This window comes from Microbulbifer marinus, from assembly GCF_900107725.1.
Taxonomy (GTDB): Bacteria; Pseudomonadota; Gammaproteobacteria; order Pseudomonadales; family Cellvibrionaceae; genus Microbulbifer; species Microbulbifer marinus.
Map to the genome: position 1 here is coordinate 443752 of NZ_FNQO01000001.1, position 26307 is coordinate 470058.

Annotated in this window: 23 protein-coding genes and 1 tRNA gene; 20 read left to right on the plus strand and 4 right to left on the minus strand. The window is 58.9% G+C overall.

Annotated elements, in window-relative coordinates; all coding sequences use genetic code 11:
• Positions 1 to 153: 153 nt before the first annotated feature.
• Together BLW36_RS02010 and BLW36_RS02015 are read right to left on the minus strand one after the other, a co-directional pair.
• Positions 154 to 230, minus strand: a tRNA-Pro gene (locus tag BLW36_RS02010).
• Between the two features lie 71 nt (positions 231 to 301).
• Positions 302 to 1150 carry an acyl-CoA thioesterase gene (locus BLW36_RS02015; RefSeq protein ID WP_091384623.1) on the minus strand — a complete coding sequence of 283 codons (849 nt, stop codon included), beginning with the start codon at positions 1148 to 1150 and terminating at the stop codon, positions 302 to 304.
• 635 nt (positions 1151 to 1785) lie between these two features.
• On the opposite strand from BLW36_RS02015, the gene BLW36_RS02020 reads away from it, so the two are divergent.
• The 4 genes from BLW36_RS02020 (at position 1786) to BLW36_RS02035 (ending at position 7901) form a co-directional block, all read left to right on the plus strand.
• Entirely contained in the window at positions 1786 to 2466 is a 681-nt protein-coding gene (locus tag BLW36_RS02020; RefSeq protein WP_091384625.1) for a TetR/AcrR family transcriptional regulator, read from the plus strand.
• Positions 2459 to 3019 (plus strand): DUF1285 domain-containing protein, encoded by a 561-nt coding sequence (locus BLW36_RS02025; protein ID WP_091384627.1) that lies wholly within the window; start codon positions 2459 to 2461, stop codon positions 3017 to 3019. The genes BLW36_RS02020 and BLW36_RS02025 overlap by 8 nt, the downstream gene beginning before the upstream one ends.
• Positions 3020 to 3384: 365 nt before the next feature.
• Positions 3385 to 5055 carry a serine/threonine protein kinase gene (locus BLW36_RS02030; protein WP_091384628.1) on the plus strand — a complete coding sequence of 557 codons (1671 nt, stop codon included), beginning with the start codon at positions 3385 to 3387 and terminating at the stop codon, positions 5053 to 5055.
• 116 nt (positions 5056 to 5171) lie between these two features.
• A complete protein-coding gene (locus BLW36_RS02035) occupies positions 5172 to 7901 on the plus strand; it encodes a TonB-dependent receptor domain-containing protein (protein ID WP_091386860.1) in 2730 nt (909 codons plus the stop codon).
• A gap of 88 nt (positions 7902 to 7989) precedes the next feature.
• On the opposite strand, the gene BLW36_RS02040 is transcribed toward BLW36_RS02035, so the two are convergent.
• A complete protein-coding gene (locus tag BLW36_RS02040; RefSeq protein WP_091384630.1) occupies positions 7990 to 8619 on the minus strand; it encodes a cysteine hydrolase family protein in 630 nt (209 codons plus the stop codon).
• Between the two features lie 133 nt (positions 8620 to 8752).
• Entirely contained in the window at positions 8753 to 10375 is a 1623-nt protein-coding gene (locus BLW36_RS02045) for an electron transfer flavoprotein-ubiquinone oxidoreductase (RefSeq protein WP_211567156.1), read from the minus strand.
• A 371-nt stretch (positions 10376 to 10746) separates the two neighbouring features.
• Here BLW36_RS02045 and BLW36_RS02050 point away from each other — a divergent pair, with 371 nt between their 5' ends.
• From BLW36_RS02050 to BLW36_RS02125, 16 genes are all read left to right on the plus strand, one after another.
• A complete protein-coding gene (locus BLW36_RS02050; RefSeq protein ID WP_091384634.1) occupies positions 10747 to 11496 on the plus strand; it encodes an electron transfer flavoprotein subunit beta/FixA family protein in 750 nt (249 codons plus the stop codon).
• Entirely contained in the window at positions 11496 to 12425 is a 930-nt protein-coding gene (locus BLW36_RS02055; RefSeq protein ID WP_091384636.1) for an electron transfer flavoprotein subunit alpha/FixB family protein, read from the plus strand. Before BLW36_RS02050 ends, BLW36_RS02055 begins: the two co-directional genes overlap by 1 nt.
• Positions 12426 to 12725: 300 nt before the next feature.
• Complete coding sequence (locus tag BLW36_RS02060; RefSeq protein ID WP_244506096.1) at positions 12726 to 13322, plus strand: type II secretion system protein N; 597 nt, start codon at positions 12726 to 12728, stop codon at positions 13320 to 13322.
• Positions 13323 to 13379: 57 nt separating this feature from the next.
• Positions 13380 to 15374 (plus strand): type II secretion system secretin GspD, encoded by a 1995-nt coding sequence (gene gspD, locus BLW36_RS02065; protein ID WP_091384640.1) that lies wholly within the window; start codon positions 13380 to 13382, stop codon positions 15372 to 15374.
• Positions 15375 to 15400: 26 nt separating this feature from the next.
• Entirely contained in the window at positions 15401 to 16867 is a 1467-nt protein-coding gene (gene gspE / locus BLW36_RS02070; protein ID WP_280140338.1) for a type II secretion system ATPase GspE, read from the plus strand.
• 2 nt (positions 16868 to 16869) lie between these two features.
• On the plus strand, positions 16870 to 18087 hold the full coding sequence (gene gspF / locus BLW36_RS02075) for a type II secretion system inner membrane protein GspF (RefSeq protein WP_091384644.1): 1218 nt from the start codon (positions 16870 to 16872) through the stop codon (positions 18085 to 18087).
• Positions 18088 to 18118: 31 nt separating this feature from the next.
• A complete protein-coding gene (gene gspG, locus BLW36_RS02080) occupies positions 18119 to 18553 on the plus strand; it encodes a type II secretion system major pseudopilin GspG (protein WP_091384646.1) in 435 nt (144 codons plus the stop codon).
• A gap of 21 nt (positions 18554 to 18574) precedes the next feature.
• Positions 18575 to 19147 carry a type II secretion system minor pseudopilin GspH gene (gene gspH, locus BLW36_RS02085; protein ID WP_091384648.1) on the plus strand — a complete coding sequence of 191 codons (573 nt, stop codon included), beginning with the start codon at positions 18575 to 18577 and terminating at the stop codon, positions 19145 to 19147.
• A complete protein-coding gene (gspI, locus tag BLW36_RS02090) occupies positions 19137 to 19520 on the plus strand; it encodes a type II secretion system minor pseudopilin GspI (RefSeq protein WP_091384650.1) in 384 nt (127 codons plus the stop codon). Before gspH ends, gspI begins: the two co-directional genes overlap by 11 nt.
• 5 nt (positions 19521 to 19525) lie before the next feature.
• Positions 19526 to 20326 carry a type II secretion system minor pseudopilin GspJ gene (gene gspJ, locus BLW36_RS02095; protein ID WP_091384652.1) on the plus strand — a complete coding sequence of 267 codons (801 nt, stop codon included), beginning with the start codon at positions 19526 to 19528 and terminating at the stop codon, positions 20324 to 20326.
• Complete coding sequence (gene gspK, locus BLW36_RS02100; RefSeq protein ID WP_244506098.1) at positions 20289 to 21308, plus strand: type II secretion system minor pseudopilin GspK; 1020 nt, start codon at positions 20289 to 20291, stop codon at positions 21306 to 21308. Before gspJ ends, gspK begins: the two co-directional genes overlap by 38 nt.
• 23 nt (positions 21309 to 21331) lie before the next feature.
• Positions 21332 to 22633, plus strand: coding sequence for a type II secretion system protein GspL (gene gspL / locus BLW36_RS02105; protein WP_170833089.1), 1302 nt, complete (start codon positions 21332 to 21334; stop codon positions 22631 to 22633).
• A 76-nt stretch (positions 22634 to 22709) separates the two neighbouring features.
• Positions 22710 to 23195, plus strand: a complete 486-nt coding sequence (gene gspM / locus BLW36_RS02110) for a type II secretion system protein GspM (protein WP_091384657.1) — start codon at positions 22710 to 22712, stop codon at positions 23193 to 23195.
• A gap of 223 nt (positions 23196 to 23418) precedes the next feature.
• On the plus strand, positions 23419 to 23703 hold the full coding sequence (locus BLW36_RS02115) for an acetyltransferase (protein ID WP_244506100.1): 285 nt from the start codon (positions 23419 to 23421) through the stop codon (positions 23701 to 23703).
• 111 nt (positions 23704 to 23814) lie between these two features.
• A complete protein-coding gene (locus BLW36_RS02120; RefSeq protein ID WP_091384659.1) occupies positions 23815 to 24018 on the plus strand; it encodes a DUF2788 domain-containing protein in 204 nt (67 codons plus the stop codon).
• Positions 24019 to 24064: 46 nt separating this feature from the next.
• Positions 24065 to 26275 carry a response regulator gene (locus BLW36_RS02125; protein ID WP_091384661.1) on the plus strand — a complete coding sequence of 737 codons (2211 nt, stop codon included), beginning with the start codon at positions 24065 to 24067 and terminating at the stop codon, positions 26273 to 26275.
• Positions 26276 to 26307: the final 32 nt, after the last annotated feature.

Consider the following 26307-nt stretch of genomic DNA (forward strand, 5'->3'; position numbering starts at 1 on the left):
CCAATACTCTTCAAGTGCCAAAGGGTTGGCGAAAAAGGTCGGTGAGAGAGGATTAGCTTCACCCTGCGGGCTCACTGGTCTCTGCTGGCTACGCCTCGAGCCTCGTTGAGATCGGAGTGCTTGGATACTAGCTAAAGGGGGGGGGTAAGAAAATGGTCGGTGAGAGAGGATTCGAACCTCCGACCCCTTCGTCCCGAACGAAGTGCGCTACCAGGCTGCGCTACTCACCGACTTTTTGAGGTGCTTCATCAACGAAGCGGGGCGCATTATAACAGCCAATTCCCCGCTGTAAACCATTGATTTAACTTTTAATTTGTCTGATCAGCCCCTCCTGGGCGGTGGAGGCCACGAGGACGCCCTCGCGGGTGAAGATCTGGCCGCGACAGAAGCCACGCGCGCCGCTGGCAGAGGGGCTGTCGGTCACGTACAGCAGCCAGTCGTCGGCCCGGAAGTCGCGGTGAAACCACATGGCGTGATCGAGGCTGGCCGGCATCAGGTGCGGGTCAAACAGGGAAATGGGGTGCGGCTGCAGGGCGGTCCCGAGCAGGGCCAGGTCCGAGGCGTAACACAGCGCGCAGCGGTGCTCCAGCGGGTCGTCGGACATCTCGCCTTCCACACGCAGCCAGTGCATGCAGCGGGCTTCGCGTACTTCGGCACCGAAGTAAACCTGTGGGTCCACTGGGCGGAAATCGATCATGTAACGGCGTTGGTCGTGCTGTGGACTGACTAGCCCCGCCTCCTGCGCCAATTGCTGCGTGTTCTTCAGGCTTTCTGGTGCGGGAACCCCATCGGTTGGCATATCGGCCTGATGGTCAAAGCCCGATTCCTGAATTTGAAAAGACGCGGACATATTGAAGATGGCGCGTCCTTTCTGCTTGGCCACAACCCGGCGGGTGGTGAAGCTGCCACCGTCGCGAATCGGATCCACATCATAGATCACCGGCAGTTCACTGCTGCCCGGACGCAGAAAATAGGCGTGCAGCGAGTGCGGCATGCGGTCTTCGACGGTGCGCGTGGCGGCCATCAGCGCCTGCCCCAGAACCTGACCACCGAAGAGTATCTTGCGGTAATTCTCCACGTGATGACGGCTGCGGAACAGGTTGCGGTCCAACTCCTCGACATCAAGTAGCTTGCTCAGCTTTTCCAACATGGGTGAACTGCCTGTCAAATAAAAGTGTGTGGGCGGAAGCCTGTTTGGGCTCCCTCGGGATCCATTCGGACGCGCGGATAATAGCAATTGTCGCTCCTTTGGCCATTGCCGAAGTTGTCATTCGGGATGTCCAAGTAACTCTGCGTTCATTCTCCCGGCCAGCCAGAGGGCCCGATAGCGGTGGTGAGCCGAAGCCTGGGTATGTTGCCTGACGCCAGCGCTAACGATGTCAGGCGAGCAAAGTGACGTCTCTCAGAAAAGCCACGCTTTTCTCCAGTCGCGGTTATCTGGTTTGAAATCCGATCATCGGCGGCGCCCAGTGAAAGAGATGTGGGCGACTCCACACGGAAAGCAAATGGCTAGGTTGGGCTAGCGCTACCTGTTTCAGGATGTCTATCCTGGGATTGAGGGTCCGGCGGCAACCAGACTGGCTAGCAGTGCGCGTCTGTGGCAGGTGCTAGTCTGGCATCAATTAACACAATTTGGCGGAAAATTGAGCCAATTATGGCTGGGGAATCGGTTTAGGCAGAAGCTAATTCCTCTATCTGCTTTTCCAAGCGGCGTGAATTGCCTATCATTCATGAATGGATAGTCAATTTCAGTCTCCAAATTTACGGACGGGTAAGGTCGGAAGTATGGACAAGGCAAAAGAGAAGGTTCAGCGGTTCCGCGCGCGCGAGCAGCGCATTCTGGATGCTGCCCTGGAGCTTCTGCTCGAACACGGTGAAGAAAAGGTCACCGTGGAGCAGATTGCCGAACGCGTGGATATCGGTAAGGGCACCATCTACAAGCATTTCATCTCCAAGACAGAGATCTACATGCGCTTGTTGATGGATTACGAGAAGTCCCTGACCGAGCGATTAAAGACGGCATTGGCCGCGGCCGAGCAGGGCGATATCACTGCGCCGGCGCGGGCCTATTTCGAGTCGCGTATGGCCGATCCGTCTAAAGATCGCCTGTTTCAGCGCCTGGAAGAAAAAATTATCGCCCTGAACCTGGCGCCGGAAATGATTGCGGAGCTGCACGCCATCCGCAATTCCAATGCCTCGGCCCTGAATCGGGTATTCGAGCGGCGCATGGAGCAGGGGGTGCTGAAAAAGGTACCTCCCTACTACTACTACTCGACCTACTGGGCCCTGGTACAAGGTGCAGTAGAGCTGTATCACTCCAAGTCCTTCGCCGATGTGATCGAAGATCGCGAAGGCCTGATGGAGTTCATCATGGACGTAGGCGTTCATATTGGCGATATCTCCGGTCGTCGCCATCAGGAAGAAGGGCGCCCCGGCGGCGAGGCGACGGACTCCTCCTTTGGCTGAACCGTTATTTCAGCAGCTGCAACAGTTGCAGCGGGAGTTTCGCGGGCACCCGCCGGTACACAAATGGAACCCGGATTTGTGCGGCGATATGGATATGGTGATCCGCCGGGACGGTCGCTGGGTTCATGAGGGTACCGAGATACGCCGCCAGCCACTGGTGAAGTTGTTTGCCAGTATCCTCAAGCGAGAAGGGGACGAGTACTTTCTGGTTACGCCGGTAGAGAAGATGCGTATCCTGGTGGAGGACGTTCCCTTTGTCGCCACCCAGGTGGCGAGGGGGTCCGAGGGTGGAACAGAGTGTCTGTTGTTCACCACCAATACCGGTGACGTGGTACCCCTGAAGCGCAAAAGTGACTGGCAGCTCAAGCCGTTCGGCGATCCCCCCCAGCCGGTTCCCTATATCGAAGTCCGCGACGGCCTGCAGGCGCGTGTTTCCCGCGAAGTCTTTTACCAATTGGTAAATTGGGCGGAAGAGGGCAGTGAGCAGCCCGAGGCCCATGGAAAACTCTGGCTCCACAGCGACGGCAAAGAATTTTTGCTCGGTACCTATTGATTCAATTCCCTGCTGGTGCCCTGACAATCTCTCAGTCAGGGCGTTTCATTTCTTTATTTCTATGTTCTCTGCTCTGGTCGATTGCAATTCAATCTTCGGTTGAAACCTGTTTGCAATAAAAATGTAATTTTGGTGGCTTCGAAGGAAAATTATTTCAAATTCTCTCGAAAAGAACTTCAAAAGTAACATTTTCGCAATACTCCCTTCCTACACTCCCTCGCGTCCGAATCGCCAAGGCGAATAAAAAATCACGGTTTCAGGGCAACTGGAAATCAGTTTTTAAAAAACTTCAGGGCTCATAGCTGAAGCATAAAAAACAGATTTCTAGCTGCCAGATCTTTCAAAAATTTCCGTTAGGGGGAACTATGAAGCGCGTAAACAACGAGCTGCTGCTGGCAGCTGCGATCTCCGCTCTGCTGGCCGGTTGCGACAGTGGTGGTATCAACATTGAGCCGGAAACCGTCGACAATTCTGTCGATAACTCCACCAGCACGCCTGCTCCTGCTGAGACTGAAAATCCCTGTGCTTTCTACGAGAAAGCTGGCAAGACTGTCCAGGGCGAGTTCGTTGCTCCGAATTGTCTCTACGCTCCAAGCTTCGTGGATTCCGGCAACAACCTGACTGTTGATCTGTACATCCCCGCACTGGAAGAGGGCGGTGCGCACGTATTCGAAGGCAGTTTGTTTGTCGGAGAGAACTTCGACAACGACGCCGACATGGCTGCTGCCGGCATCGTCAAAGGCGGCGACGGCGCTAAGCTGACCGTCGAGGCCGGGGCAACCATCGCATTCCCTGACAAAACCAAATTCATGGTTATCAACCGGGGCTCCCAGTTGATCGCCCGCGGCAGCCAGACTGCCCCTATCACCTTTACCTCTCTGTCTGACGTGGAAGGAACCGTTGATCCGGAAGACGTTTCCCAGTGGGGCGGCCTGGTTATCAACGGCTTCGGGGTAACCAACAAGTGTGACTACACCGGCTCTGTTGCAGTTGGTGACCTGGCTACTTCCGAGTGTCACGTTGATGCGGAAGGTTCCGAGGGTGCCGACCAGTCAAACTACGGCGGCGCCAACAATGCGGATAACTCCGGTGAATTGCAGTACGTAGTTGTGAAGCACACCGGTGCAGCTGTGGCCAACGGCGACGAACTGAACGGTATTTCCTGGGGGGCTGTAGGCAGTGGCACCATCGTCAAGAACATAGAAACCTACTCCACTTACGATGATGGAATAGAGTTCTTCGGTGGTGCCGTAAATGTTGAGAACTTCCTCGCCGTTTACGTACGCGATGATTCCATCGATATGGACGAGGGTTTCTCCGGCAGCATCACCAATGCTCTGGTGATTCAGAGTGCGACCGATGGTGCCAACTGTATCGAGTCTGACGGTATCGGCAGTTACGATGGTGCCCAGGATTACTCTGCCGTGATTGCTCAGGGTATCAACAGCCGCCCGAAAATCGACGGCCTGACCTGCATCATTTCTCCGACCGATAAGGCTGCTGCGACTCACGACTTCGGTGCCGGCTGGCGTTTCCGCGAGGGCATCATGCCGCAGGTGACCAACTCCATGGTCGTGGCTTCCTACAGCGCCGATGCCACTGTTGGTGACGGTAACAACTACTGCCTGCGTATCGACGATGACGAAACCCTGCAGGGCGCCGAAGACGGTGACATGGTGCTGAAATCCAACCTCTTCATCTGTGAAGAGCTGGTTAAGGGCAGCAACCTGCCCGGCGGCCAGACCATTCGGCAGTGGGCTGAAGCCAATGGTAACCAGTTCGCCACCATCACTGGTGCAACCAACCCGACTGCAACTGCCAATACAGGTCTGCAGGTGTTGGAAGGTGTCCCCTCCATCTTCTCCATCGACGTTGCCAGCATGATGGTAGACGGTGCCGCTACAACTATCGTTCCGGATGCGGCGGCTCGCGCTTACATCGGTGCGCTGAGCCAGGGTGGTACTGACTGGACTCAAGGCTGGACTTACGGCCTGCATGACGGTGCTCGTGGTCAGGCGCTGTGGTTCGAAAACTAAGCCCAGCGCTTAGTTGCAGGGAATGAATCCCGACCTGGGGGCGCCGCTTTCGCAACGGGAGTCGGCGCCCTCTTCGATTCCACCGTGTCGAACAGAAACGATAAGAGGCCATGGTTATGGTTAAGAACGAAAAATTTCAAAGAGCGCCGTTGGTATTGGCTGTGGCCGCGGCCTCTACCCTCGGGACTGGCGCTTTTGCGCAGGATGCTGAACTGATAGAAAACTCTGCCGGTCCTGCACCTCAGGTGAGCGCTCCCGCACTCGAAGAAGTGATGGTCCAGGGGCGTCTGCGCGACTCCGCCGAGATGCTGATCAAAGAGCGCCTGGATGAAGAAGTGGTTACCGATATTCTCGGTTCAGAAATGATCGGCCGGGTTGGTGATTCCACAGTGGCTGCTGCGCTACGCCGTGTGTCCGGCTTGACGCTGGTCAATGAGAAGTTCATCTACGTGCGCGGCCTGGGTGAGCGCTATTCCAGCACTACCCTAAATGGCGCGACAGTGCCGTCACCGGATCTGACCCGTAACGTAATCCCACTGGATATTTTCCCCACCTCGGTAGTCGAGTCTCTGGCGGTGCAGAAAAGCTATTCTGCCGATCAGGCGGCAACTTTCGGTGGCGGCAATGTCGATATCCGCACAAAGGGCATTCCGGGCCAGCTGACTTACTCTCTGGAAATCGGCAGTGGCTTTAACAGCGAAACCAAAGGGGATGTACTGAGTTACAGCGGCGGTTCGGACGATGACTTGGGTACCGACGATGGCACTCGTGCATTGCCACGTGAAATCGATCGAGCGCTGGAGCGCTTCAACGGCAGTTTCGGTGTGCAGAATATCCGCTCTACGCTGGTTAAAGAAGGCAATGTCTACGCCGATGCACAGGAAGCTACCGCCGCGGCAGCTGCCTTAAACCGTGAGCTGGCCCTGAACCTCAATCGCGAAATCGCGATTGAAGAAGATTCGAGCAAGCCGGACTATGACGTCAAAGGCAGTGTTGGCAATCAGTTTTATGTCGGAGATAGCTGGCAGGTTGGCTTCCTCGCTGGCGGTTCCTACAAGAATCAACTGCGTGAAGAAAGCAAGCTGAAGCGCAGCTATGGCTTCCCGGACGAGCGAATTGACACTGAGAATAAGTCCATTTATTCCGTGGACTTGAGCGGAAACCTGAACCTAGGCGTAAATTTCGCCGATGAGCACGATATTTCTGCAACCAGTCTGTATCTCCGCAATACCGACGACTCTACAGCCATCCGCGATTACTTCAACGAAAATGGCGAAGTGTCGAGTGGTCATGGCTTCCGGGAGTACTCGCTCAAATATGAAGAGCGCGATATGGTGGTCAACCAGGTCAAAGGAAGCCACTCAATTGGTCCGCAGAGCAAGCATCTGCTGCCGTTAGTTGGCTGGATGCCTGAAGATCTACGTGTCGATTGGTTCTATACCGATGCACGAGCGGCAACCGATATTCCGAACGAGGTAAGTGTTTCGGCAATAACCGATTTCGATCCGGTTACTGGCGAAGTACTTGACTCGCAAGTATCCGGTGCAGCGGGGCCGTCTGCCAGCTACCGCTTTACCAAGCTGGAAGATGAGGTGATCAACTACGGATGGTCCGCCACCCTCCCGCTCGAGTTTTCCTCTTCCACCCTGGAGCTGAGCGGTGGCGCGGCTCGCACTGACAAGGGGCGTACCTACAAGGAAACCAACCTCGTCCTGGAGCAGGACGCCGACAGTTCCGTTCTGCAAGGCCCGCTGGATATGGTGTTTTCGGACGGCAACATCGGCGATGCTGACAACGATTTTGTACTCGGTGTTGCCGGCAATAACCGTAGCTATATCGCGGCCACCCTGACCGACGCAGTTTTCGCCAAAGTGGACTGGACGCTGAATGAAACCTGGCGTGTCTCCGCGGGTGCCCGCTGGGAGGACTATAGCCAGGCTGCCATCAAGTGGAATCCCTACGGAAACACCGTTGACAATCCTCAGGTAGACCTAGCCGATCCCGATGCAATCCGCTCGTTTAACGAGGATAAGGTTTACCCGTCACTGTCGCTGACGTACATGGGCGACCTATGGGCGGAGACGTTCCAGTTGCGTTTTGGTGCCAGCAAGACCGCCGTGCGGCCGGACCTGCGGGAAATTACCGATGCAATTTACATTGATCCGATTACCGGTGAGCGTATCAGTGGTAATCCGAATACTCGTCCGTCGGAAATTACCAACCTGGATGTGCGCGCGGAGTGGTTCTTCGACAGCGGAGACAACCTGACCGTTTCCCTGTTTAACAAGGATGTCCGGGATCCTATCGAGTTCTTCGAGAGAGCTTCCAGTGATACCAACATTTCCCGTGAAATTGTCAATGCCGAATCCGGTGTGGTTAGAGGTGTTGAATTTGAAGGGATGAAGTCATTGGGCTTCATGGGTGAGCCCATGGATGCTTTCTTTGTACAGGGCAACGTTACCCTGCAGGATTCTGAGCTCGTTGCCGGTGACGAAGCCGATGCGCCGACCAATATGGAGCGGGAAATGACGGAAGCTTCTGAGTATGTTGTAAATATGCTGGTCGGTTTCGATTCGCCTGAAGGTAACCACTCGGCAACCCTGGGTTACAACGTGTTCGGGGAGCGTCTTTACATCGCCGGTCGCAATGGCGCACCGGATGGCTACGAGCAGCCGTTCCACTCCCTGGACCTTACTTACTCCTGGTATCCGACCGCAGAAGTCACTCTCAAGGCCAAGATTCAGAACCTGCTGGACGAGGCCATTGAGATCGAGCGCGCGGGTGTCACCGTATTCGAAGAGAAGCCAGGACAAACCTTCGCACTGAGCACGCAATATAAATTCTAATTACAATCGATCAATATTATTACGAATTAAATAACAGGAATCTATGTCAGCCGGGCACTGGTTACAGTGCCCGTTTTTTTGGCTTCGGTCAGCCGACAGAGCGCAGGTGCTGCTTCAAATCTTCTATGAGATCCTCGGTCTTCGTTACTTCGCAAAACCGATCCTGCAGACGCTCGATGCATTCCGATTGCAGCTGCTTGCTGGCGGTCGCAGTCGCATCCGCGATCAGCAGCGGGCAGTAGCCGAAGTCCGCAGCGGCGCGAATGGTGGACTCCACCGATTCATCGGTAAATACCCCGCAACAATACAGCTGGGAGATGCCCAGCTGATGCAGGTGTGCCTGCAGGACACTGTTGCCGAAAGGGCCCGAGCCGGTCTTGTTGACGATCACTTCATCGCCGCGTGGGCCCACCGAATCGACAAATTCCGCAGCTTGCGAACCTGGTGTCGAGCGCAGGTTGCGCTTCTTGTGCCAATAGGTGCGGTCGCGGCCGTCATGGGTTTTACTACGCGTGCGTATGTGGATGACTTCGATGCCCTTGTCGCGGAATACCGCCTGCAGGCTTTGAATGTTTGGCAGTACTGTCTGTTCGAGCGTGGTGAAGTAGTAGGTCTGTTCAGATTCACCGAATGGGCTCTGGCTGCTTGCTGTGAAGAAGTCACCGTCGCGGGAGGCGAACAGGTGCTGGAGATCGATGCAGAGTAGGGCGGGTTTCATGACCGAGTTTCCAATGCGCTGACCGGAGGAAGCTTAGCCCGGTAAGCCGCTGGCGGCCAATGCCGCGACGTCCGGCCAGGGTGCGGACCAAAAAAAAGGGCGCCCGGAGGCGCCCATACAAATAAACCGCTTATTACATGTTTGGATAGTTCGGGCCGCCGCCACCTTCCGGCGCCACCCAGACGATATTCTGGGTCGGATCCTTGATGTCGCAAGTCTTACAGTGCACGCAGTTCTGCGCATTGATCTGGAAGCGCTTGCCATTCGCATCCTCGACCACCTCGTAAACGGCGGCGGGGCAGTAGCGCTGCGCCGGCTCGTCGTAAATCGGCAGGTTGTGGTTCAGAGGGATCTCGTCGTCCTTCAGAGTCAGGTGACAGGGCTGGTCTTCCTCGTGGTTGGTGTTGGAGATAAACACCGAGGACAGCTTGTCAAAGCTGAGCACGCCGTCGGGCTTCGGATAATCGATCTTCTTGCAGTCCGCCGCGGGTTTCAGCTGGGCGTGATCGGCCTTGGTGTCGCGCAGGGTCCACGGCAGTTTGCCCTGGAAAATGTTGATGTCGATAAACGCGTAGGCAGAGCCGATGATGTTGCCCCACTTGTGCTGCGCCGGGCCGAAGTTGCGCTGCTTGTGCAGCTCTTTCCAGGCCCAGCTGTCGCGGTACTTGGCGGAGTATTCGGTCAGCTCGTCGCTGGCGCGCTCGGCCGCCAGTGCTTCGACCACTGTTTCCGCGGCGATCATGCCGGACTTCATCGCGGTGTGGTTGCCCTTGATCTTGGCGAAGTTCAGCGTGCCGGCGTTGTCGCCGATCAGCAGGCCGCCGGGGAAGGTCATCTTCGGCTGGGACTGCAGGCCGCCTTTGGTGATGGCGCGGGCGCCATAGGCCACGCGCTGGCCACCTTCCAGGTACTGCTTGATCACCGGGTGGTGCTTGTAGCGCTGGAACTCGTCGAACGGGCTTACATGCGGATTGCTGTAGGCCAGGTCGGTGATCAGACCGACAACCACCTGATTGTCTTCCAGATGGTACAGGAAGCCGCCGCCGTGAGAGCCGCTCTCGTCCAGCGGCCAGCCGGCGGTATGTACCACCAGGCCCTGCTGGTGCTTGTCGTCGGCGACCTTCCAGATTTCCTTGATGCCAATACCGTAGTGCTGCGGATCGGCACCTTCATCGAGCTTGAAGCGCTCGATCAGCTGCTTGCCCAGGTGGCCGCGGCAGCCTTCAGCAAACAGGGTGTACTTGGCGTGCAGCTCCATGCCGGGCATGTAGGAATCCTTGTGCTCGCCATTGGCGCCCACCCCCATATCGCCGGTGGCAATGCCCTTCACGGAGCCGTCTTCGTTGTACAGCACTTCCGCAGCGGCGAAGCCGGGGAAAATCTCTACGCCGAGGTTTTCGGCCTGTTCCCCCAGCCAGCGGCACAGGTTGCCGAGGCTGATAATGTAGTTACCCTCATTGTGCATGGTGCTGGGCACGAACATGTTGGGTACCTTGGTGGCCTTTTCGGCGCTACCCATCACATAGATGTCATCGCCTTTCACCTCGGTATTGAGGGGGGCGCCGCGGTCTTTCCAGTCGGGGAAGAGCTCGTTCAGGGCGGTGGGCTCAAATACCGCGCCGGAGAGGATATGAGCGCCGACTTCGGAGCCTTTCTCCACTACACAAACGGAGACATCTTCGTTGAGCTGGCGAATACGGCAGGCCGCTGCCAGACCTGCGGGGCCGGCACCCACGATCACTACATCGTATTCCATTGATTCGCGTTCCACGGCGCTCTCCTCAGCTGGTTGCAATCGATTATCGTCGGCCGCAATCGGCCTTATACATTTATACTGGTCGCGGATTATATAGGCGTTTGGGTGTCCCTACCAATTGCAGGACTATTCATTTGTCATGGCAAAAGTGCTGTATTTCAAGCACTTAGGCTACCGGTATTGCTAGGTTCTATTTCCGGAAATAGATTTGCTGAATGGCAGTTGGCTCGTCCATTTGCCTATTGATTTTGCGATATAGAAGGGCCACCATACACGCCGTTCAAACACTTGTTTGACCAGAATAGCGTATTAGTTCGCGATATGAACTATCAGTCGCGGCTCCCAAATGGCTTATTTAAGACGGGATTTCCATGAAAGTTCTTGTAGCTGTGAAGCGCGTTGTGGATTACAACGTCAAGGTTCGCCCCAAGGCGGACGGTTCTGACGTCGATACTGCCAACGTAAAAATGTCTATCAACCCCTTCTGCGAAATTGCGGTGGAAGAGGCGGTACGCTTGAAGGAAAAAGGCGTTGTCAGCGAGATAGTCGCCGTTTCCATGGGTCCCAAGCAGTGCCAGGAGCAGATCCGCACCGCGCTGGCGCTGGGCGCCGATCGCGGCATCCTGGTAGAGACCGATGCCGAGCTGCAGCCGCTGGCGGTAGCTAAATGCCTGAAGGCGCTCGTCGACAAAGAAGAACCGCAGATGGTGATCATGGGCAAGCAGTCCATCGACGGCGATAACAACCAAACCGGCCAGATGCTGGGCGCACTGACCGGCATGGGGCAGGGCACCTTCGCCTCGGAAGTGACTGTTGAAGGTGAATCCGTCAAAGTGACCCGCGAGATCGACGGCGGCCTGCAGACCGTAGAGCTGAAACTGCCGGCGATCGTGACCACCGACCTGCGTCTGAACGAGCCGCGCTACGCCTCCCTGCCGAACATCATGAAGGCGAAGAAGAAGCCGCTCGACACCACTAACCCGGAAGAACTGGGTGTGGACATCACTCCTCGCACCAAGACCCTGAAAGTTGAGCCGCCGGCCGAGCGCCAGGCCGGCGTCAAGGTTGCCGATGTGGCGGAACTGGTAGAGAAACTGAAGAATGAGGCGAAGGTAATCTGATGAGCATTCTGGTTATTGCTGAACACGACAACGCCGAACTGAAAGGCGCCACGCTCAACACCATCGCCGCGGCCAAGGCCATGGGTGGCGATATCGATGTGCTGGTAGCCGGCGCAGGTTGTGGTGCGGTGGGCGAAGCTGCCGCAAAAATCGAAGGTGTGAATAAGGTGCTGGTAGCGGACAACGCCGCATATGAGCACCAGCTCGCCGAGAATGTGGCCAAGCTGGTAGCGGACCTGGGTAAGGACTATAGCCATATCCTGGCCCCCGCCACTACCACAGGCAAGAACATGCTGCCGCGCGTCGCAGCACTGCTGGACGTGCAGCCGATTTCCGACATCATCGCGGTAGAGAGCGCTGACACCTTCAAGCGCCCGATTTACGCCGGTAACGTGATTGCCACCGTACAGAGCAGCGATGCGATCAAGGTGATCACCGTTCGCACCACCGCGTTCGACGCCGTACCCGCAGAGGGTGGCAGCGCGGCGGTGGAATCCGTGGATATCGCGGACGACGCCGGTGTTTCCTCTTTTGTTGGCGAAGAGCTGGCTGTATCCGACCGTCCGGAGCTGACCTCCGCCCGCGTGGTGATTTCCGGTGGCCGCGGTATGCAGAACGGCGACAACTTCGAGATGCTCTACAAGCTGGCCGACAAACTGGGCGCCGCCGTGGGTGCATCCCGAGCTGCGGTTGACGCTGGCTTCGTGCCCAATGACATGCAGGTTGGTCAGACCGGCAAGATCGTTGCGCCGGATCTGTATATCGCCGTGGGTATCTCCGGCGCGATCCAGCACCTGGCCGGTATGAAGGATTCCAAGGTGATCGTGGCGATCAACAAGGATGAAGAGGCGCCGATCTTCTCCGTCGCCGACTACGGCCTGGTAGCGGATCTCTTCGAGGCGGTACCGGAGCTTGAAACAAAGTTGTAATTTTCGATTAATATACTAATAAAAATAGGAAGGGCGGCATTGAGTCGCCCTTTCTTGTATCAGAAAGACTCATTTTTGGCTGTCGCGTATATGAGGACAAACTATGTGCGGCAGTACGCCAAGCCAGGAACATTGCCTTTCCCGGGCTGACGAAAGAGAATAGGCGTCAATAATTGATAAATTCAGTCGATTTTTGAACTGATACGCAGGTTATACATGTCCCCAGTAAAGCGAGCCGTTGGATCCATCGGAGCCAGATTCGCACAGCGCGAGGCGCCCAGGTCGCTGTCGCGCGGCGCTATGGCTTCGATCGCGGTCGTTGCGGGGTGGTCGTTTTTTAACCTTTTCGCCTATGGAGCGCTGCTGATCCCCGCTGGTGAGGAGGACTCACTGCTGGCAAAGCGCAGCAGCAATGCCCCCACCGCCGGTCGCGTGGCCTCCCTTCCCAGCACCCCCTTCTTCGGTCGCGCGCCGGTCAAAACGGAAAAACAACCGGAAGTCGATCTGGCCAATATCCCGATCACCCAGCTCAATCTGGTGCTATCTGGCGTGCTGGATAGCAGCGCCAAAGATAAGGCCAGCGCCCTGGTGGCGGAAAAAGGCAAGCCGGCCCAGCGTCTGTATGTGGGCGATACCCTGCCCGGAGGAGCCGAACTCTACTCGGTGGCGGTGGATCACGTGATCCTGCGCCGCAATGGCCGGATGGAAAAGCTGACCTATCCGGACGAGGATGGCCGGCCCAGTGTGCCGTTGCGAAACTACACGAATCTCTCCTCCCGGGCAGCAGACGTCAGTGCGGCGAGTGGGGCCAGTCAGGGGGAGAAGCAGCAATCCATACGTGAGCGGCTGGAGGAGCTGCGTAAATTGGCGCGGGAGCGCCGGGCCGAGCGCCGTTAACAGATATTTTTTCAAGACCATTATTCTTTTTACAAAGACATAAGAGCCAGACAAATAATGATGAGGATGTTTTATCGGCGGTTTTTGGCCGCCGGGCTGGGATTGCTGTTATCAACTGCAGTGCTGGCTCAGACTCCGGAACGAGTCACTCTGTCTCTGGACAATGCGGATATCCGCGATCTAATCAACTGGGCCGCGGACTTCACTGGCAAGAACATCATTGTGCACCCGAACGTAAAGGGGAAGGTCACCGTGGTCGCCGGCGATCCGATGACCCACGAAGAAGCCTTCGACGTCTTTATGTCGGTGTTGCAGGTCAACGGCTTCAGCCTGGTGGAGCAGGGTGGCACCTGGAAAGTAGTGCCGGATGCACTGGCGAAGCAGCAGGCGATTCCGGTGGTGGGCGATCAAACTCGCGCCCCGGCGGAATCGCTGGTGGTGCGCACCGTGCGAGTGGAGAACATCTCGGCGGCGCAGCTGATCGCCATGCTGCGCCCACTGATTCCGCAAACCGGCCACCTGGCAGCTTACGCCGATACCAATACCCTGATCATCGCCGACCGCGCGGCCAATATTGACCAGATTGTCCGGCTGGTGAAGCAGCTGGACCGTGCCGGTGCTATTGAGATCGAGCTGGTGCCGTTACAGTTTGCTTCTGCCAAGGACGTCAAGCAGGTGCTGAACGAGCTGCTGCAGTCCGCTGGCAACAAGGGCGCCGCTGGCAGCGAGGTGCAGCCGTTACGCATCGCCGTGGACGAGCGTTCCAATAGTGTGCTGCTGACCGGCGACCCGGTGACCCGCCAGCAACTCAAGAATGTCATTCGCCGTCTCGACCAGCCGCTGTCGGGTGAGGGCAACACCGCAGTAGTCTACGTGCAGTACGCCAACGCCGCGGATTTGAAACCCATCCTGGAGGGGATGAGCGGCAGTATCCAGAAGACGGAAAAAGACCAGCAGGTCGCCGACGTGGAAGTGAGCATCCAGGTCAATGAGGCGCTCAACTCGCTGGTGCTGACCGCGCCGCCGTCGCTGCTGGAAACCATGAAAGGGGTGATCGCCAAGCTGGACGTGCGCCGCGCCCAGGTGCTGATCGAGGCGATTATCGTCGAGGTTACCGAGGGAACCGGCAACGAGCTGGGCATCAGCTGGATCGCCGGAGCCAATGAAGAAGTGGTCGCGGCCTGGGATAACCTGCCGGCCACCACCGATGTCGACGATGACGGCAACATCATTGATACCCTGAATCCTTTCTCGCTACCGTTGACAAGCCTGACCGGCCCCGGCGCCCTGCATCTGGGCTACCTGAGTGGTACGGATATCCGCGCGGCGATCAATGCGGTGGCATCTGAGAGTAACGCCAATATCCTCTCCACGCCGACCATCATGGCACTGGACAATGAGGAGGCGGAGATCCTCGTCGGCCAGAACGTGCCCTTCATCACCGGCGAGCAGCTGTTGTCGGGCAGCAACCGCGATCCGTTTACGACCATCCAGCGCGAGGATGTGGGTACCACCCTGAAGGTCACGCCGCGCGTGAACAACAACAATTCAGTCACGCTGGAGATAGAGCAGAAGGTTGAGAATGTGCTGCCGTTTGCCGAAACCGCAACCGGCGCCTCGGATATTGTGACCAGCAAGCGCGAGATCCGCACCAAGGTGCTGATCGACGACGGCGCCATACTGGTGCTCGGTGGGCTGATCGAGGACAAGGTGACCGAGTCGGTGTCAAAGGTCCCGCTGCTCGGCGACATTCCGGGTATCGGCCGTCTGTTCCGTAACACCAACAAGGATGTCGACAAGACCAACCTGATGGTGTTTCTGCGCCCGAAGATCCTCAGCACCCAGGTGGCCGGTTACGAGGAGACACGTAAACGCTACCTCGACCTGCAGCAAAAGCAGATTTATCTTAAGGACAGGACCAGCCTGATCTGGGACTGGCATCGCGGCGATATACTGCCGGACCTGCTGCCGCCCACCGGCAGCTACGACGAGGGGGGCGAGGGCCCCGCGGGCGCACCAGTCGAAGTACTGGAGGCAGAAATAACAAAATGACGGTTGATGCGGTAGAGACACCTCCGATGACACGGCGCCTCCCCTATGCGTTCGCCAAGCGCCACCGTGTATTGCTGATCGATCTGGACGGCCAGCCCCGCTGCCAGTATGTAGCGCCACTGAGCCCCACTGTCCTGGCCGAGGTACAGCGACTCAGCGGCATTGCCGTGGATATCGAGGCAGTGGGAGACGAGGCCTTTCAGGCCGCGCTGCAGCGTCTCTACGAAAACCGTGAGGGTGGCAACCTGTCCGAGGTCGAGGGCCTCGGCGAAGAGCTGGATCTTGCTGCCATCGTCGACTCCCTGCCGGAAACCGAGGATCTTCTGGAGCAGGAAGACGATGCCCCCATCGTCAAACTGATCAACGCCATCTTTGCCGAATCGCTGAAGCAGGGCGCCTCGGATATCCATATCGAAACCTTCGAAAAGCGCCTGGTGGTACGCTTCCGGGTCGACGGCGTGTTACGCGAAGTGCTGCAACCGCGCCGCGCGCTGGCACCGCTGCTGGTGTCCCGCATCAAGGTGATGGCGAAGTTGGATATCGCCGAAAAGCGCGTGCCCCAGGATGGTCGCATCTCGCTGTTGATGGCCGGGCGCGAGGTGGACGTGCGTGTTTCCACCATGCCGTCCTCGGCCGGCGAGCGGGTCGTGATGCGCCTGCTGGACAAGCAGGCCGGCAAGATGGATCTGGGCAGGCTCGGCATGGCGGATCGCGATCTGCGTGTCATGAGCGACCTGCTGTCCCGGCCACACGGCATCCTGCTGGTGACCGGTCCCACCGGCTCCGGTAAGACCACGACGCTGTATGCCGGTCTGGGCAGTATCAACAGCCGCGAAAAGAACATCCTCACCGTCGAGGATCCGGTCGAATACAACCTCGAGGGTATCGGCCAGACCCAGGTCAACACCAAGGCGGACATGACCTTCGCCCGCGGCCTGCGCGCCATCCTGCGCCAGGATCCGGATGTGGTGATGGTGGGCGAGATCCGTGACCTGGAGACGATGCAGATCGCGATTCAGGCCAGCCTGACCGGCCACCTGGTGCTGTCGACACTGCACACCAACACGGCACTCGGCGCCGTGACGCGCCTGGTGGATATGGGCATCGAACCTTTCCTGCTGTCCTCGAGCCTGATCGGCGTGCTGGCCCAGCGCCTGGTGCGGGTTCTGTGCCCCGAGTGCAAACAGCCCCATACGGCCGACGCCGGTGAGCGCCGCATGCTCGGTATCGACGGAGACGGCGACACGATCATCTACCGTCCCAACGGCTGCGAACACTGCAATCACAGCGGCTATGTCGGTCGCGTGGGTATCTATGAACTGGTGCCGGTCAACGAGACCATGCGCCAGCTGATTCACGACCGCGCGTCGGAGAGCAAGCTGGTGGCGGAGGCGCGCAAGGTGGCGTCCAGCATCCGCGATGACGGTGTGGCCAAGGTGCTGGCCGGAACGACTTCACTGGAAGAAGTGCTGCGCGTCACGCAGGAGTCCTGACCGTGGCGGCCTTCGAGTACACAGCCCTCAACCACGCCGGCCGCAAGAACCGCGGTACCTTGGAGGCCGACAGTGCCCGCGCCGCGCGGCAGCAGTTGCGCGCCAAGGGTATGGTGCCGCTGGAGGTGGCCCCGGCCACCGAGACTGCCGCCGAGGGTGGTGCGCAGCTGTTCGGCGGCAGTCCCGGCCTCAGTATCAAACACCTGGCCCTGCTGACCCGCCAGATCGCGACTCTGCTGCGCGCCGGCATTCCACTCGAGGAAACTCTCGGCGCCATCGCCAATCAGACCCGCAACCACAAGATCCGCCGCATCGTGCTGGCGGTGCGGGGCAAGGTGCTCGAAGGGCACAGTTTCGCCCAGGCTCTGGGCAGTTTCCCGCGTGCCTTCCCGAAACTCTACCGCGCGACGGTGGAGGCCGGCGAGCACTCCGGTCACCTGGACGCGGTGCTGGAGCGCCTCGGCGACTACACCGAGAATCAGCAGAAATTCCGCCAGAAGGTGCAGCTGGCGCTGATCTATCCGATGGTGTTGGTATTCATCTGCATTCTGGTCGTCACCGGCTTGATGGTTTATGTAGTGCCCGATGTGATCGAGGTATTTACCGGTACCGGCCAGGTGCTGCCATTGCCGACGCGCATCCTGGTGGCGCTGAGTGACTTTATCTCCGCGTGGGGTTGGCTGGTGCCGCCAGCGCTGGCCGCACTGATCGCCGTCGCCATTTTCATGTTGCGCCGCCCGGCGATTCGCTACCGCTTCCACCACCGCCTGCTGGAGCTGCCGCTAATCGGCTGGCTGGTGCGCGGTAGCCAGAGCGCCCGCTATGTCGGTACTCTGGCGATATTGACCGGCAGCAGCCTGCCGCTGGTACAGGCGATGGGTATCGCCAGTGGCGTCATGAGCAACGAATTCCTCAAGGAACGCCTGCAGGCGGCACAGAAATCGGTGCGGGAAGGGGGCAGCCTGCGCCGCGCTCTGGAGGACGTGGAATATTTTCCTCCAATGATGATCTACATGATTGCCAGCGGGGAATCCTCCGGGACGCTGGACGAGATGCTCGGTCGCGCGGCCGAGTCGCAGGAGCAGGATATGCAGGGTGCGGTGACGGCATTTATTAGCCTGTTCGAGCCGGTCATGCTGCTGCTGATGGCCAGTATCGTATTGTTTATCGTGATGGCGATTATGATGCCGATCATGAGCATGAACCAACTCGTGGTATAGAGCCTGTGTACAGGCGATTGGGAGAAGAGCAATGAAAAATTTACGCAAGAGCGGCGGCTTTACGCTGATTGAGATCATGGTGGTGATCGTGATTCTCGGGGTATTGGCGGGGTTGGTCGTGAATGCGGTAGGTGGTAAGACGGAGCAGGCTAGAGTAACCGCAGCCAAGTCGGATATTCGTGCAATTGAAAATGCGCTTGAGTTTTACAAAATGGACAACTTTGCCTACCCGAGTTCGGATCAGGGCCTAGAGGCGCTGGTGGCGAAACCCTCCGGCTTCCCGGAAGCGAAGAACTGGACCCAGCCTTATCTTAAGAGTAAGCAGACTCCCAAGGATCCCTGGGGTAATGAGTACCAGTACATCAGCCCGGGTAGCGCTGGCCCCTTCGATCTGTTCAGCCTGGGCGCCGACGGCAAGCCGGGCGGCGAGGGTGATGCGGCCGATATCTTTGCGGCCGAACTCTAAGCAGTCTTCCGGTTGATCCCGATGCGCGCCTGCCCCCGCCACAGCCGAGGCTTTACGCTGATCGAGGTGTTGGTGGTGATCGTGATCATCGCCACGCTGGCGGGCATGGCGGTGCTGTCGCTGGGCAATTCTGACGCCCGCGCCTGGAGCGGCGAGGTGCAGCGTCTCGCCGCGCTGTTGCAGTTGGTCGCCGATCGGGCGTTGATCGACAAGGCCCACTACGGCGTCGTGCTGGAGCAGGACCGTTACAGTGTGGTGCGCTTTGATCCTGCGGCGATGCAGTGGCAATCGCTGGAAACGGGGGCGGCCAAGTCTTTGGCGGCGCGTTTTGCCACCCACGAACTGCCGGGCAATATGCGCCTGGAGGTGATTGCCGAGGCGGAGCTGCCGGCTGCCGCGCCGGCCGAATTTGCCGCCGATCAGGAAGATGCCGAGCAATCATTGCCGCAATTTGTCGCGCTCTCGAGTGGCGAGATTTTGCCAGTGGAACTGGCCCTGTTCCTGCTGCAGGACGCCGATATAAGCCGCGGCGCGAGCATTTCCTACAACAGCCTGCACGGCCTGCAGCTCGAGTGGCAGGCAGATGAGTTCTAGATCCCTGCGGTCCAAATCCGAGCGCGGTTTCACCCTGGTCGAAGTGCTGGTGGCACTGGTGATTTTCGGCGTTGTCGCGGCCAGTGTGCTGAAGACGATGCAGGGCAGCGTGCGCCAGCAGGCGGCAATGGAAGAGCGGCTGGCGGCCAACTGGGTCGCACAACAGGTGCTCGCCGAGGTGCGTATGCGCACGCCGTGGCCGCCGCTGGGAGAAAAGTCCGAGCGCGTGCCTTTCGCCGAGCGCGAGTGGCAGGTCACCGCACGGGTGGAGGCGACCCGCGAAGAGCGTATGCGCCACATCATCATTGAGGTGGCGCGCCCCGACGCCGAAAACCCGACCCTCACCCTCGATGCCTGGGCGGCGCAGGAGTGACGGCTATGCGTTTTTCTCTTTGCCGTCGCCAGTCCGGTTTTACCCTGATTGAAATTCTCGTCGTGCTGATGCTGGTGGCGATTATCAGTATCGGTTCCTTCGCGCTGCTGGATACGTTCAACAGCACAGACCGCGAGCTGGAAGTGCGGGCCGAGGAGCTGCGCCGCTTCTCCATGGCCATGTATCGAATCGATGACGACCTGCGTCAGCTGACCGCGCGCGCCGTCAAGAATGGCTACAACGGCTACGAGCCTGCCTTGCGGGGCGATGCGGACGAAGTGGAATTCACCCGCCTCGGAGCCGCGAATCTGACCGGAGAGCCGCGGGGTGAATTGCAGCGGTTGAGCTACAGCATTGGCTTTGCCGACGAGGCACAAAGCGGCGGGGCGGAAGAGGACAGCGGCGGCCTGCTGATACGCAGTCGCTGGCGCGTGCTGGACCGGGCACCGGATTCAGAGCCGGTGGCCGAACCGTTGTTGCCCGGCGTCGACAGCCTGAGCCTGCGCTATTACGACCCGGACACCGAAGCCTGGCTGTCACAGTGGCCACCGGTCACCTCGCGCACCGGGACTGCGGCGGCGGAAACCAGACTGCCGCAGGCGCTGGAGCTGGTTCTGGTTACCCGCTCTGGTGGAGAGTTGCGTCGCGTCTTCCCGCTGCCGCGCGTATCGGTGACCGCCGGCGGCGGCAATGGGAATTCCGCCGGGGGCGACGAACAGGAAGGCGACGACGGGCAGCATGAAAGCCGCGACGAGACGGAAGACTCTGATGGCAGTGAAGAGCGCGGGGGACGCGACAGTGAATAGCATCGGTCGCCAGCGCGGCGTCGCCCTGATTACGGTGCTGCTGGTGATGGTGATCGCCATTGCCGCCGTCACCCATGCGATTACCCGCAACCGCATCGCGGTGTCGCGCACCGGGGCACTGCTGGCGAATACCCAGCTGGCAGAATTTGTCGGCGGGGCTGAAGCCTGGGCGCGGGTCGCGCTGGAGAGGGATTATGAAGCCGACCGCGAACAGAATCCGTCGGCGGATTCCGCCGTGGAGGCCTGGGCGCAGAAGGCCCTGGCCTTCAATCCGGATAACGGCAAGATTCGCATTAATATCAAAGACTTAAACTCATGTTTTAATGTAAACAATCTTGTCGACGCCGGCGACAGCAAGTCGCAGCAGCGGCAGATATTCGAGCGTCTGGTGCGCAATGTGAGCGGCAAGACGGAACTGGCCAAGTCGATTCAGGACTGGGTCGATGCGGGCGACACGCCGCTGGCCCCCGGCACCGAGGACGACGGCTACCTCGGTCGCGAGCTGGCCCACCGCACGCCGGACACGCTGATCAGCGACATTTCCGAGCTGTCGGCGGTGCAGGGTATGGAAGCGGAGGACTGGCAGAAGCTGCAGCCTTTCCTGTGTGCGCTGCCGGAGACAGGTACGGCGATCAATATCAATTTTGCCCCGCTGGAGCTGCTGGAGGCGCTGGATCCGCAGGCGAATGCGGCCGAGATCGTGGGTTTCCGGGAGGCAGACGGCGTGTTCAGTGACCGCGCGCAGCTGGCCGAGTACGGCGTAGCCAATGCCGGTGGGCTGGTCTTTCACAGCCAGTACTATCTGGTACGTATCGCTGTGCAGTTGGGGGCGGATGGCGATTTTCGACAGTACTGGGAATCCACGGTACAGGTGGATGAAACCAGCGGCCAGGCGAAGGTGGTCCAGCGGCAGCGCCGCACCTTTTCCGGTGCGATAATGCAGGAACTGCTGGATTACGATGTCGCCGAAGCGAACAATTAGATCAATGAAATCATATGGTTACGATGAATAATTCAAGTGCCGACAGAAGGGCGCCGACAGCCACGCAGCAGCTGATGCTGCTGCGCCTGCGTGAGGGCAGTGGCCGCAGTGCGCCGCTGCAGCTGCACTGCTGGAGTGATGGGAGTTGGCAGCGGGTCGCACTCGACGACGACTTTGTGCAAGCCTTCAATCCGGACTGCGCAGCCGCGGACAGCCCGGAAGGAGCGATGCGGCTCAGCTTTCCCGAAGGGGCACGGGTGCTGTTGTTGCTGCCGGGCAACTGGGTCTGGAGCGGGCTGGAATCGATTCCGAAGGCCGCGCGCCGTCAGGCCAATGCCATCGGCTACATGGTGGAGGAGCGCCTGGCGGAAGACGTAGAGGATCTGCACTTCGTCTGCCAGCCGCGGACCGGTGATCTCTGCAGCGTCTACGCCATCGCGCTGGAAAAGATGGATGCATTGATCAGCCAGGTGCAGCGCCTGAACTGGCCGCTGGTTGCAGCGATACCGGAATATCAGCTGCTCGACCTGCTACATGGGGATATAGCGCTGTGGCTCGATGGCGATCAGGCGCACATATGGCAGCAGGCCGGATACGGCCTGTCTGTCCGCCGTCAGCATCTGCAACCGCTGCTGGCAACACTGTCAGCCGGCGATGACGACGCTGCCGGAGCGCAAAAGCTCGAGTTGCTCGGCGCTGGTGAAGAGGACGCGATGACCGTTGCCGAGCTGCAGTCGCTGTTCGCGGATGACTTGCAGTGTATCGAAGGGACTGCGGAAGAGGTGTTGCTGGTCGAGTACAAACCGGGGCGCCTGGCCAATTTGCTGAGTGGCGACTACCAGCTGGCCGATGGCAGTGAAGAGCGCGACTGGTGGCGCAAGCCACTCAAGGTTGCCGCAGCCTGTTTCGTGGCCCAGCTGCTGCTGTTTGGCGCCGCCGGTGGCTACTTCCAGTGGCGCGCGAGCAGCGCCGAGGAACAGGCGCGTACCCTGTTCAGCGAACTCTTCCCCCAGGACAGGCCCGGCGCGGATATCCGGCGCCAGATCGAGGGTTACTTGAAGCGGGCCGGCAGCAGCGGTGGCAATTTTGGCGGCCAGATGCAACTGCTGGGCCGGGTCTGGGGGCAGCACAGCGGCGGGGCGCTGAAACTCCAGTCACTGCGCTATGACGGCAATCGCGGTGAGATGGTGCTGCAGTTGCAGGCGCCAAACCTCGCCGACCTGGATGCCTTTGTCGGTCGCCTGTCGGCAGGTGAGTTCCGTGCGGAACTGCTGGGGGCCAATGAACTGGAGAAGGGTGTGTCCGGGCGTATACGCCTGCGGTGATGGCCGGTGAATCATTAAGGGTTTTGAGCCCAGATACCCACCTGTTGGCGGGTTAACGAAGCGACAGTAGATAGCGATGAAAGAACAAATCGAACAGTGGCAACAGAAGTGGCAGGCGCTGCCCGCCAATGACCAGCGCGCGCTCGGCATACTGATCCTGTTTCTCGGCGGCCTGTTCCTGGTCTATGGCTTGTTCATGCCGGCCAAAAACTTCTTCGACAGCGCGCATCTTCGCGCGGAAGAGTCCCGCGAACTGGTGCAATGGATAGAGACGCAGCGTCCGGTGTTGGAGCGGCTCGAGCCCACTGTAACCAGCGGACAGGCGTCAGGCACGCTGCTGCAGCGGGTGACCGCAGCGGCCGACAGACACCGTATCACCATCAAGCGCTTCGAGCCGGAAGGCGACAACCGTATTCGCCTGTGGATCGAAGAGGCCCGCTACCAGGACCTGCAGCCCTGGCTGAACAGCCTGATGCAGCAGCAGTTCACCATTCACACGGTAAATCTCGACGCGCTGGCCGAGGAAGGGATGGTATCGGCGCGACTCACGCTCGAGGGGTGATCACCGCGTGCGGCAACCTGTCCGAGCGGCGATTCTGGTACCTGCTCGATAAATAGAAGCTTCTATCGAGCCTGGCTTCTATTTATTTGGAGGTTATTGGTTTTTCAAGGCCGATACGTTTCGATTTATTAGTAAGTATTGGGGCAGTGTAGCCCGGCATCTTTTTCGCGCTAGTCGCAGGGATAGGTCGCTAAAAGCCCTATACTGTGGTTAGCAAGACGAAATGGGTGCCAAGATGCTGTTCAAAGATACATCCACCAATCATCTGGTAGAAGTGGCCGATATAGTCACACTGTCAAATCCGTACGAGTTGACGGTGGTCGGCCGCTACCTTTGGGGCGAGGAAATGCAGGATCCCGAGGTTTTTGACAAGACGCAGCTCTGCTTCCTGTCTGGCGAGGCGTTGCCGCGCTGCTGGCACGACAGCCGCTATCGGGATCGCGAGGTGCGACGACTGCGCTGTGGTACCAAAGCCGCGGAAGACGGGGACTATTACCAGGGCGCCTGAACGGTTGGAATATTCGGGCGATACCGGGCGGAAGTAGGGCGCCGGGCGCATTACTTATCAGCCGTGGCGAACCGCTGTACAATGCGCGCCAATTTTTAAGCGGGCCAGTACATGTCGTTCGAGCAGTTTGAAGAGTACTCACTGTTACTGGGAGTCGGCGGACTCATCTTATTTATGGTTTTTATCGTCTGGAACCTGGCGAAAGAGTCCAGGGCCGGTCGGTTTGGCACCTTTATTCTATTTATCGCGCTGGGCCTCGGTTTGCTCGGCTTTCTAATAAAAACAGTGCTGGTTGAAGTACTGGGAATAGGCTAGGAACCGCAGATGCAAGCGCAAACCCGGCCGTCCAGGGAAGATCTCCATGCCGATATTTGACCGCCCGGAACTGAAAGTCCAAAAGGACCGCCGCGTCTGCCGCGTCACCGATACGCGCATTGCGAAATACAGTCGGCGCGGCATGCTGTTGTCGGTGGCGGCATTCCTGATCGCGGCCGCCATTGGCGACCTCCGTGTCGAGGCGCCGCAGCTGCTGCTGGCACTGGGCATCGGCCTGGTGTTGGTAACGATGCTGCGCGGCTATTACGTTTTCCGCTTCGGCTATCTCTATTCCACCGGGCCGCACCGCTGGCGCCGGCGCTATTTCCTCGCTTCTACCGCAGGCGCTGCCTGGTGGGGGCTGATTCTGTTTTGCCATATCTGGCTGCTGGGGTTTGCGCCGGAAACACAATTCCTGTGGCTCTACACGGTCGTCTTCTGTTCCAGCGTGACGACAGTGTTTGCCCCTTATCATCGCTTTCTGACCTGGTTTATCGCCTGGCCCCTGCTGCCGGCGGCGGCCATGGCCATTATGTCCGGGGAGATCCTTGGCACCATCTACGGTGCGCTGACGCTGGCATTTGTCTGGCTGACTGCGCACCAGGCGCGCCGCGAGTCGGAGAATTACTGGGACCGACTCGCCGCCATGCAGGAATTGCAGCAGCGCGCCAGTAGTCTGGCCGCAGCGCGCAAACACTCCGAGGCCGCGGTGGAACTCACCAATGAATTCGTGGCCAACATCGGTCAGGAATTCCGCAGCCAGCTGTCGGATTCCCTGGGTGCGCTGGCACTACTCGAAGCGGAGCCGCTGTCGGAGCGGCAGCGCGAATGGGTGCGTCTGGCGAAAACTGCCAGCAGCCAGCAGTTGAAGCTGGTGGACAATGTGGGGCTGTTTACCCGCGTTGCGCGCAAGGATATTCGCCTGCGCCAGGGTAGCTTCAATCTGGTCAAGACGATCGAGAAGTCGTTCAAGTTCGCTGCCCGTGCGGCGCACCGCCAGCGACTCGAATTCAATTTCCAGATCGATGACAACCTGCCGGTGATGGTGACCGGCGACAACCGCAAAACCGCACAGTTGATCCGTAACCTGGTCGACTCGGCCACCGTAATCGCCCAGGTTGGTGAACTCTGGGGGCAGGTGAGCTTTACGCCGATCACCAGCGCCGAAGGTCAGCTGACGATCAGCCTGATCGACGACGGTCGCGGCGAAATCCTGCCGGACGAGAGTGAACTGTTCGGCGCCTTCGCGCGCCTGGATACGACGCAGGTCACCACCGGACTCGGCCTGTCGATCGCCAAGGGCTTGGCGGAAGCCATGGGCGGCTACCTGCAGCTTCACTCGACGCCGGACGGCAACCGCTATCAGGCGGTGATTAAATTCACGATGGAACCCAATCAGCGGGTTTATCTGACGCCCGATCGTCGACTGCAGGATTTTGAAGTATTGCTGGTGCACCAGAAAGGGCTGTTTGTAGCCGGTCTGGCACAGGTGCTGCGTTCCTTCGGAATGGAGGTCGGCACGATCAAATGGAAAGCGGATACCCGGGAGCAGGTGCAGGAGTCACTGCGACTGGCGGTAGACAGAAAGCAGCTGGTACTGCTGGCGCCGGCCATGGGCGACAGCGGACTGCTGACTGCAGTAGCCGATTTCTTTAAGCAGCTGGATGCGGATACCAGTGAATTCCCGCTACTCTGCCTGGGCGGCTATGGGCACAAATCGGATTTCACGCAGGTGCTGCAGGTTCTGCCTGGTGCTCAATACCTGGGGCGACCCGCCACACGCAAGGAGCTGCACGATGCGCTGATTACGCGTCTGTTCGGCGGGGTCAAGAAGACTAGCCGTCGAATAGTCACCACCGGCGGCGACCTGCCGCGCCAGCACTCGCTATTACTGATCGAGGAGTCGCGCCAGCATCAGGGCGTCACCGAGGAGATGTTGCAGGCACTGGGCTATCGCGTGGATGTCGCCGCATCCGTAATGGACGCCCTGGAACAGCTACCTGAAGTTCAATACGACCTGGTGTTGGTTGACTGCCAGCAGAATACCGATCATAGCGCGCAGATTATCGAGACACTGCGCCACTGGGAGGCGGATAACAGACCGGAAGATCGCCTGCCGATCATTGCATTGACCAGTACCACGGAAGAGCAGTTCGAGGGCCGTTGCCTGGCGGCGGGTATGGACGACTTCCTGACCAAACCCCTGAGCAAGGATGCACTGCGGGAGACTCTTGAGCGCTGGCTCGTTAACGCCTGACGCACGAGGGCTCTAACGCGGCCAGAAACTGG

Bases quoted from the DNA above. Each gene is read 5' to 3' on its own strand.
- BLW36_RS02015 (WP_091384623.1), bottom strand. From the start codon at position 1,150: ATGTTGGAAAAGCTGAGCAAGCTACTTGATGTCGAGGAGTTGGACCGC.
- BLW36_RS02020 (WP_091384625.1), top strand. From the start codon at position 1,786: ATGGACAAGGCAAAAGAGAAGGTTCAGCGGTTCCGCGCGCGCGAGCAG.
- gspE (WP_280140338.1), top strand. From the start codon at position 15,401: ATGACACGGCGCCTCCCCTATGCGTTCGCCAAGCGCCACCGTGTATTG.
- gspJ (WP_091384652.1), top strand. From the start codon at position 19,526: ATGCGTTTTTCTCTTTGCCGTCGCCAGTCCGGTTTTACCCTGATTGAA.
- BLW36_RS02120 (WP_091384659.1), top strand. From the start codon at position 23,815: ATGTCGTTCGAGCAGTTTGAAGAGTACTCACTGTTACTGGGAGTCGGC.
- BLW36_RS02060 (WP_244506096.1), top strand. From the start codon at position 12,726: ATGGCTTCGATCGCGGTCGTTGCGGGGTGGTCGTTTTTTAACCTTTTC.
- gspG (WP_091384646.1), top strand. From the start codon at position 18,119: ATGAAAAATTTACGCAAGAGCGGCGGCTTTACGCTGATTGAGATCATG.
- BLW36_RS02045 (WP_211567156.1), bottom strand. From the start codon at position 10,375: ATGGAATACGATGTAGTGATCGTGGGTGCCGGCCCCGCAGGTCTGGCA.
- gspK (WP_244506098.1), top strand. From the start codon at position 20,289: ATGGCAGTGAAGAGCGCGGGGGACGCGACAGTGAATAGCATCGGTCGC.
- gspH (WP_091384648.1), top strand. From the start codon at position 18,575: ATGCGCGCCTGCCCCCGCCACAGCCGAGGCTTTACGCTGATCGAGGTG.
- gspM (WP_091384657.1), top strand. From the start codon at position 22,710: ATGAAAGAACAAATCGAACAGTGGCAACAGAAGTGGCAGGCGCTGCCC.
- BLW36_RS02035 (WP_091386860.1), top strand. From the start codon at position 5,172: ATGGTTAAGAACGAAAAATTTCAAAGAGCGCCGTTGGTATTGGCTGTG.
- BLW36_RS02050 (WP_091384634.1), top strand. From the start codon at position 10,747: ATGAAAGTTCTTGTAGCTGTGAAGCGCGTTGTGGATTACAACGTCAAG.
- BLW36_RS02040 (WP_091384630.1), bottom strand. From the start codon at position 8,619: ATGAAACCCGCCCTACTCTGCATCGATCTCCAGCACCTGTTCGCCTCC.
- gspI (WP_091384650.1), top strand. From the start codon at position 19,137: ATGAGTTCTAGATCCCTGCGGTCCAAATCCGAGCGCGGTTTCACCCTG.
- BLW36_RS02030 (WP_091384628.1), top strand. From the start codon at position 3,385: ATGAAGCGCGTAAACAACGAGCTGCTGCTGGCAGCTGCGATCTCCGCT.
- gspL (WP_170833089.1), top strand. From the start codon at position 21,332: ATGAATAATTCAAGTGCCGACAGAAGGGCGCCGACAGCCACGCAGCAG.
- BLW36_RS02115 (WP_244506100.1), top strand. From the start codon at position 23,419: ATGGGTGCCAAGATGCTGTTCAAAGATACATCCACCAATCATCTGGTA.
- gspD (WP_091384640.1), top strand. From the start codon at position 13,380: ATGATGAGGATGTTTTATCGGCGGTTTTTGGCCGCCGGGCTGGGATTG.
- BLW36_RS02055 (WP_091384636.1), top strand. From the start codon at position 11,496: ATGAGCATTCTGGTTATTGCTGAACACGACAACGCCGAACTGAAAGGC.
- BLW36_RS02125 (WP_091384661.1), top strand. From the start codon at position 24,065: ATGCCGATATTTGACCGCCCGGAACTGAAAGTCCAAAAGGACCGCCGC.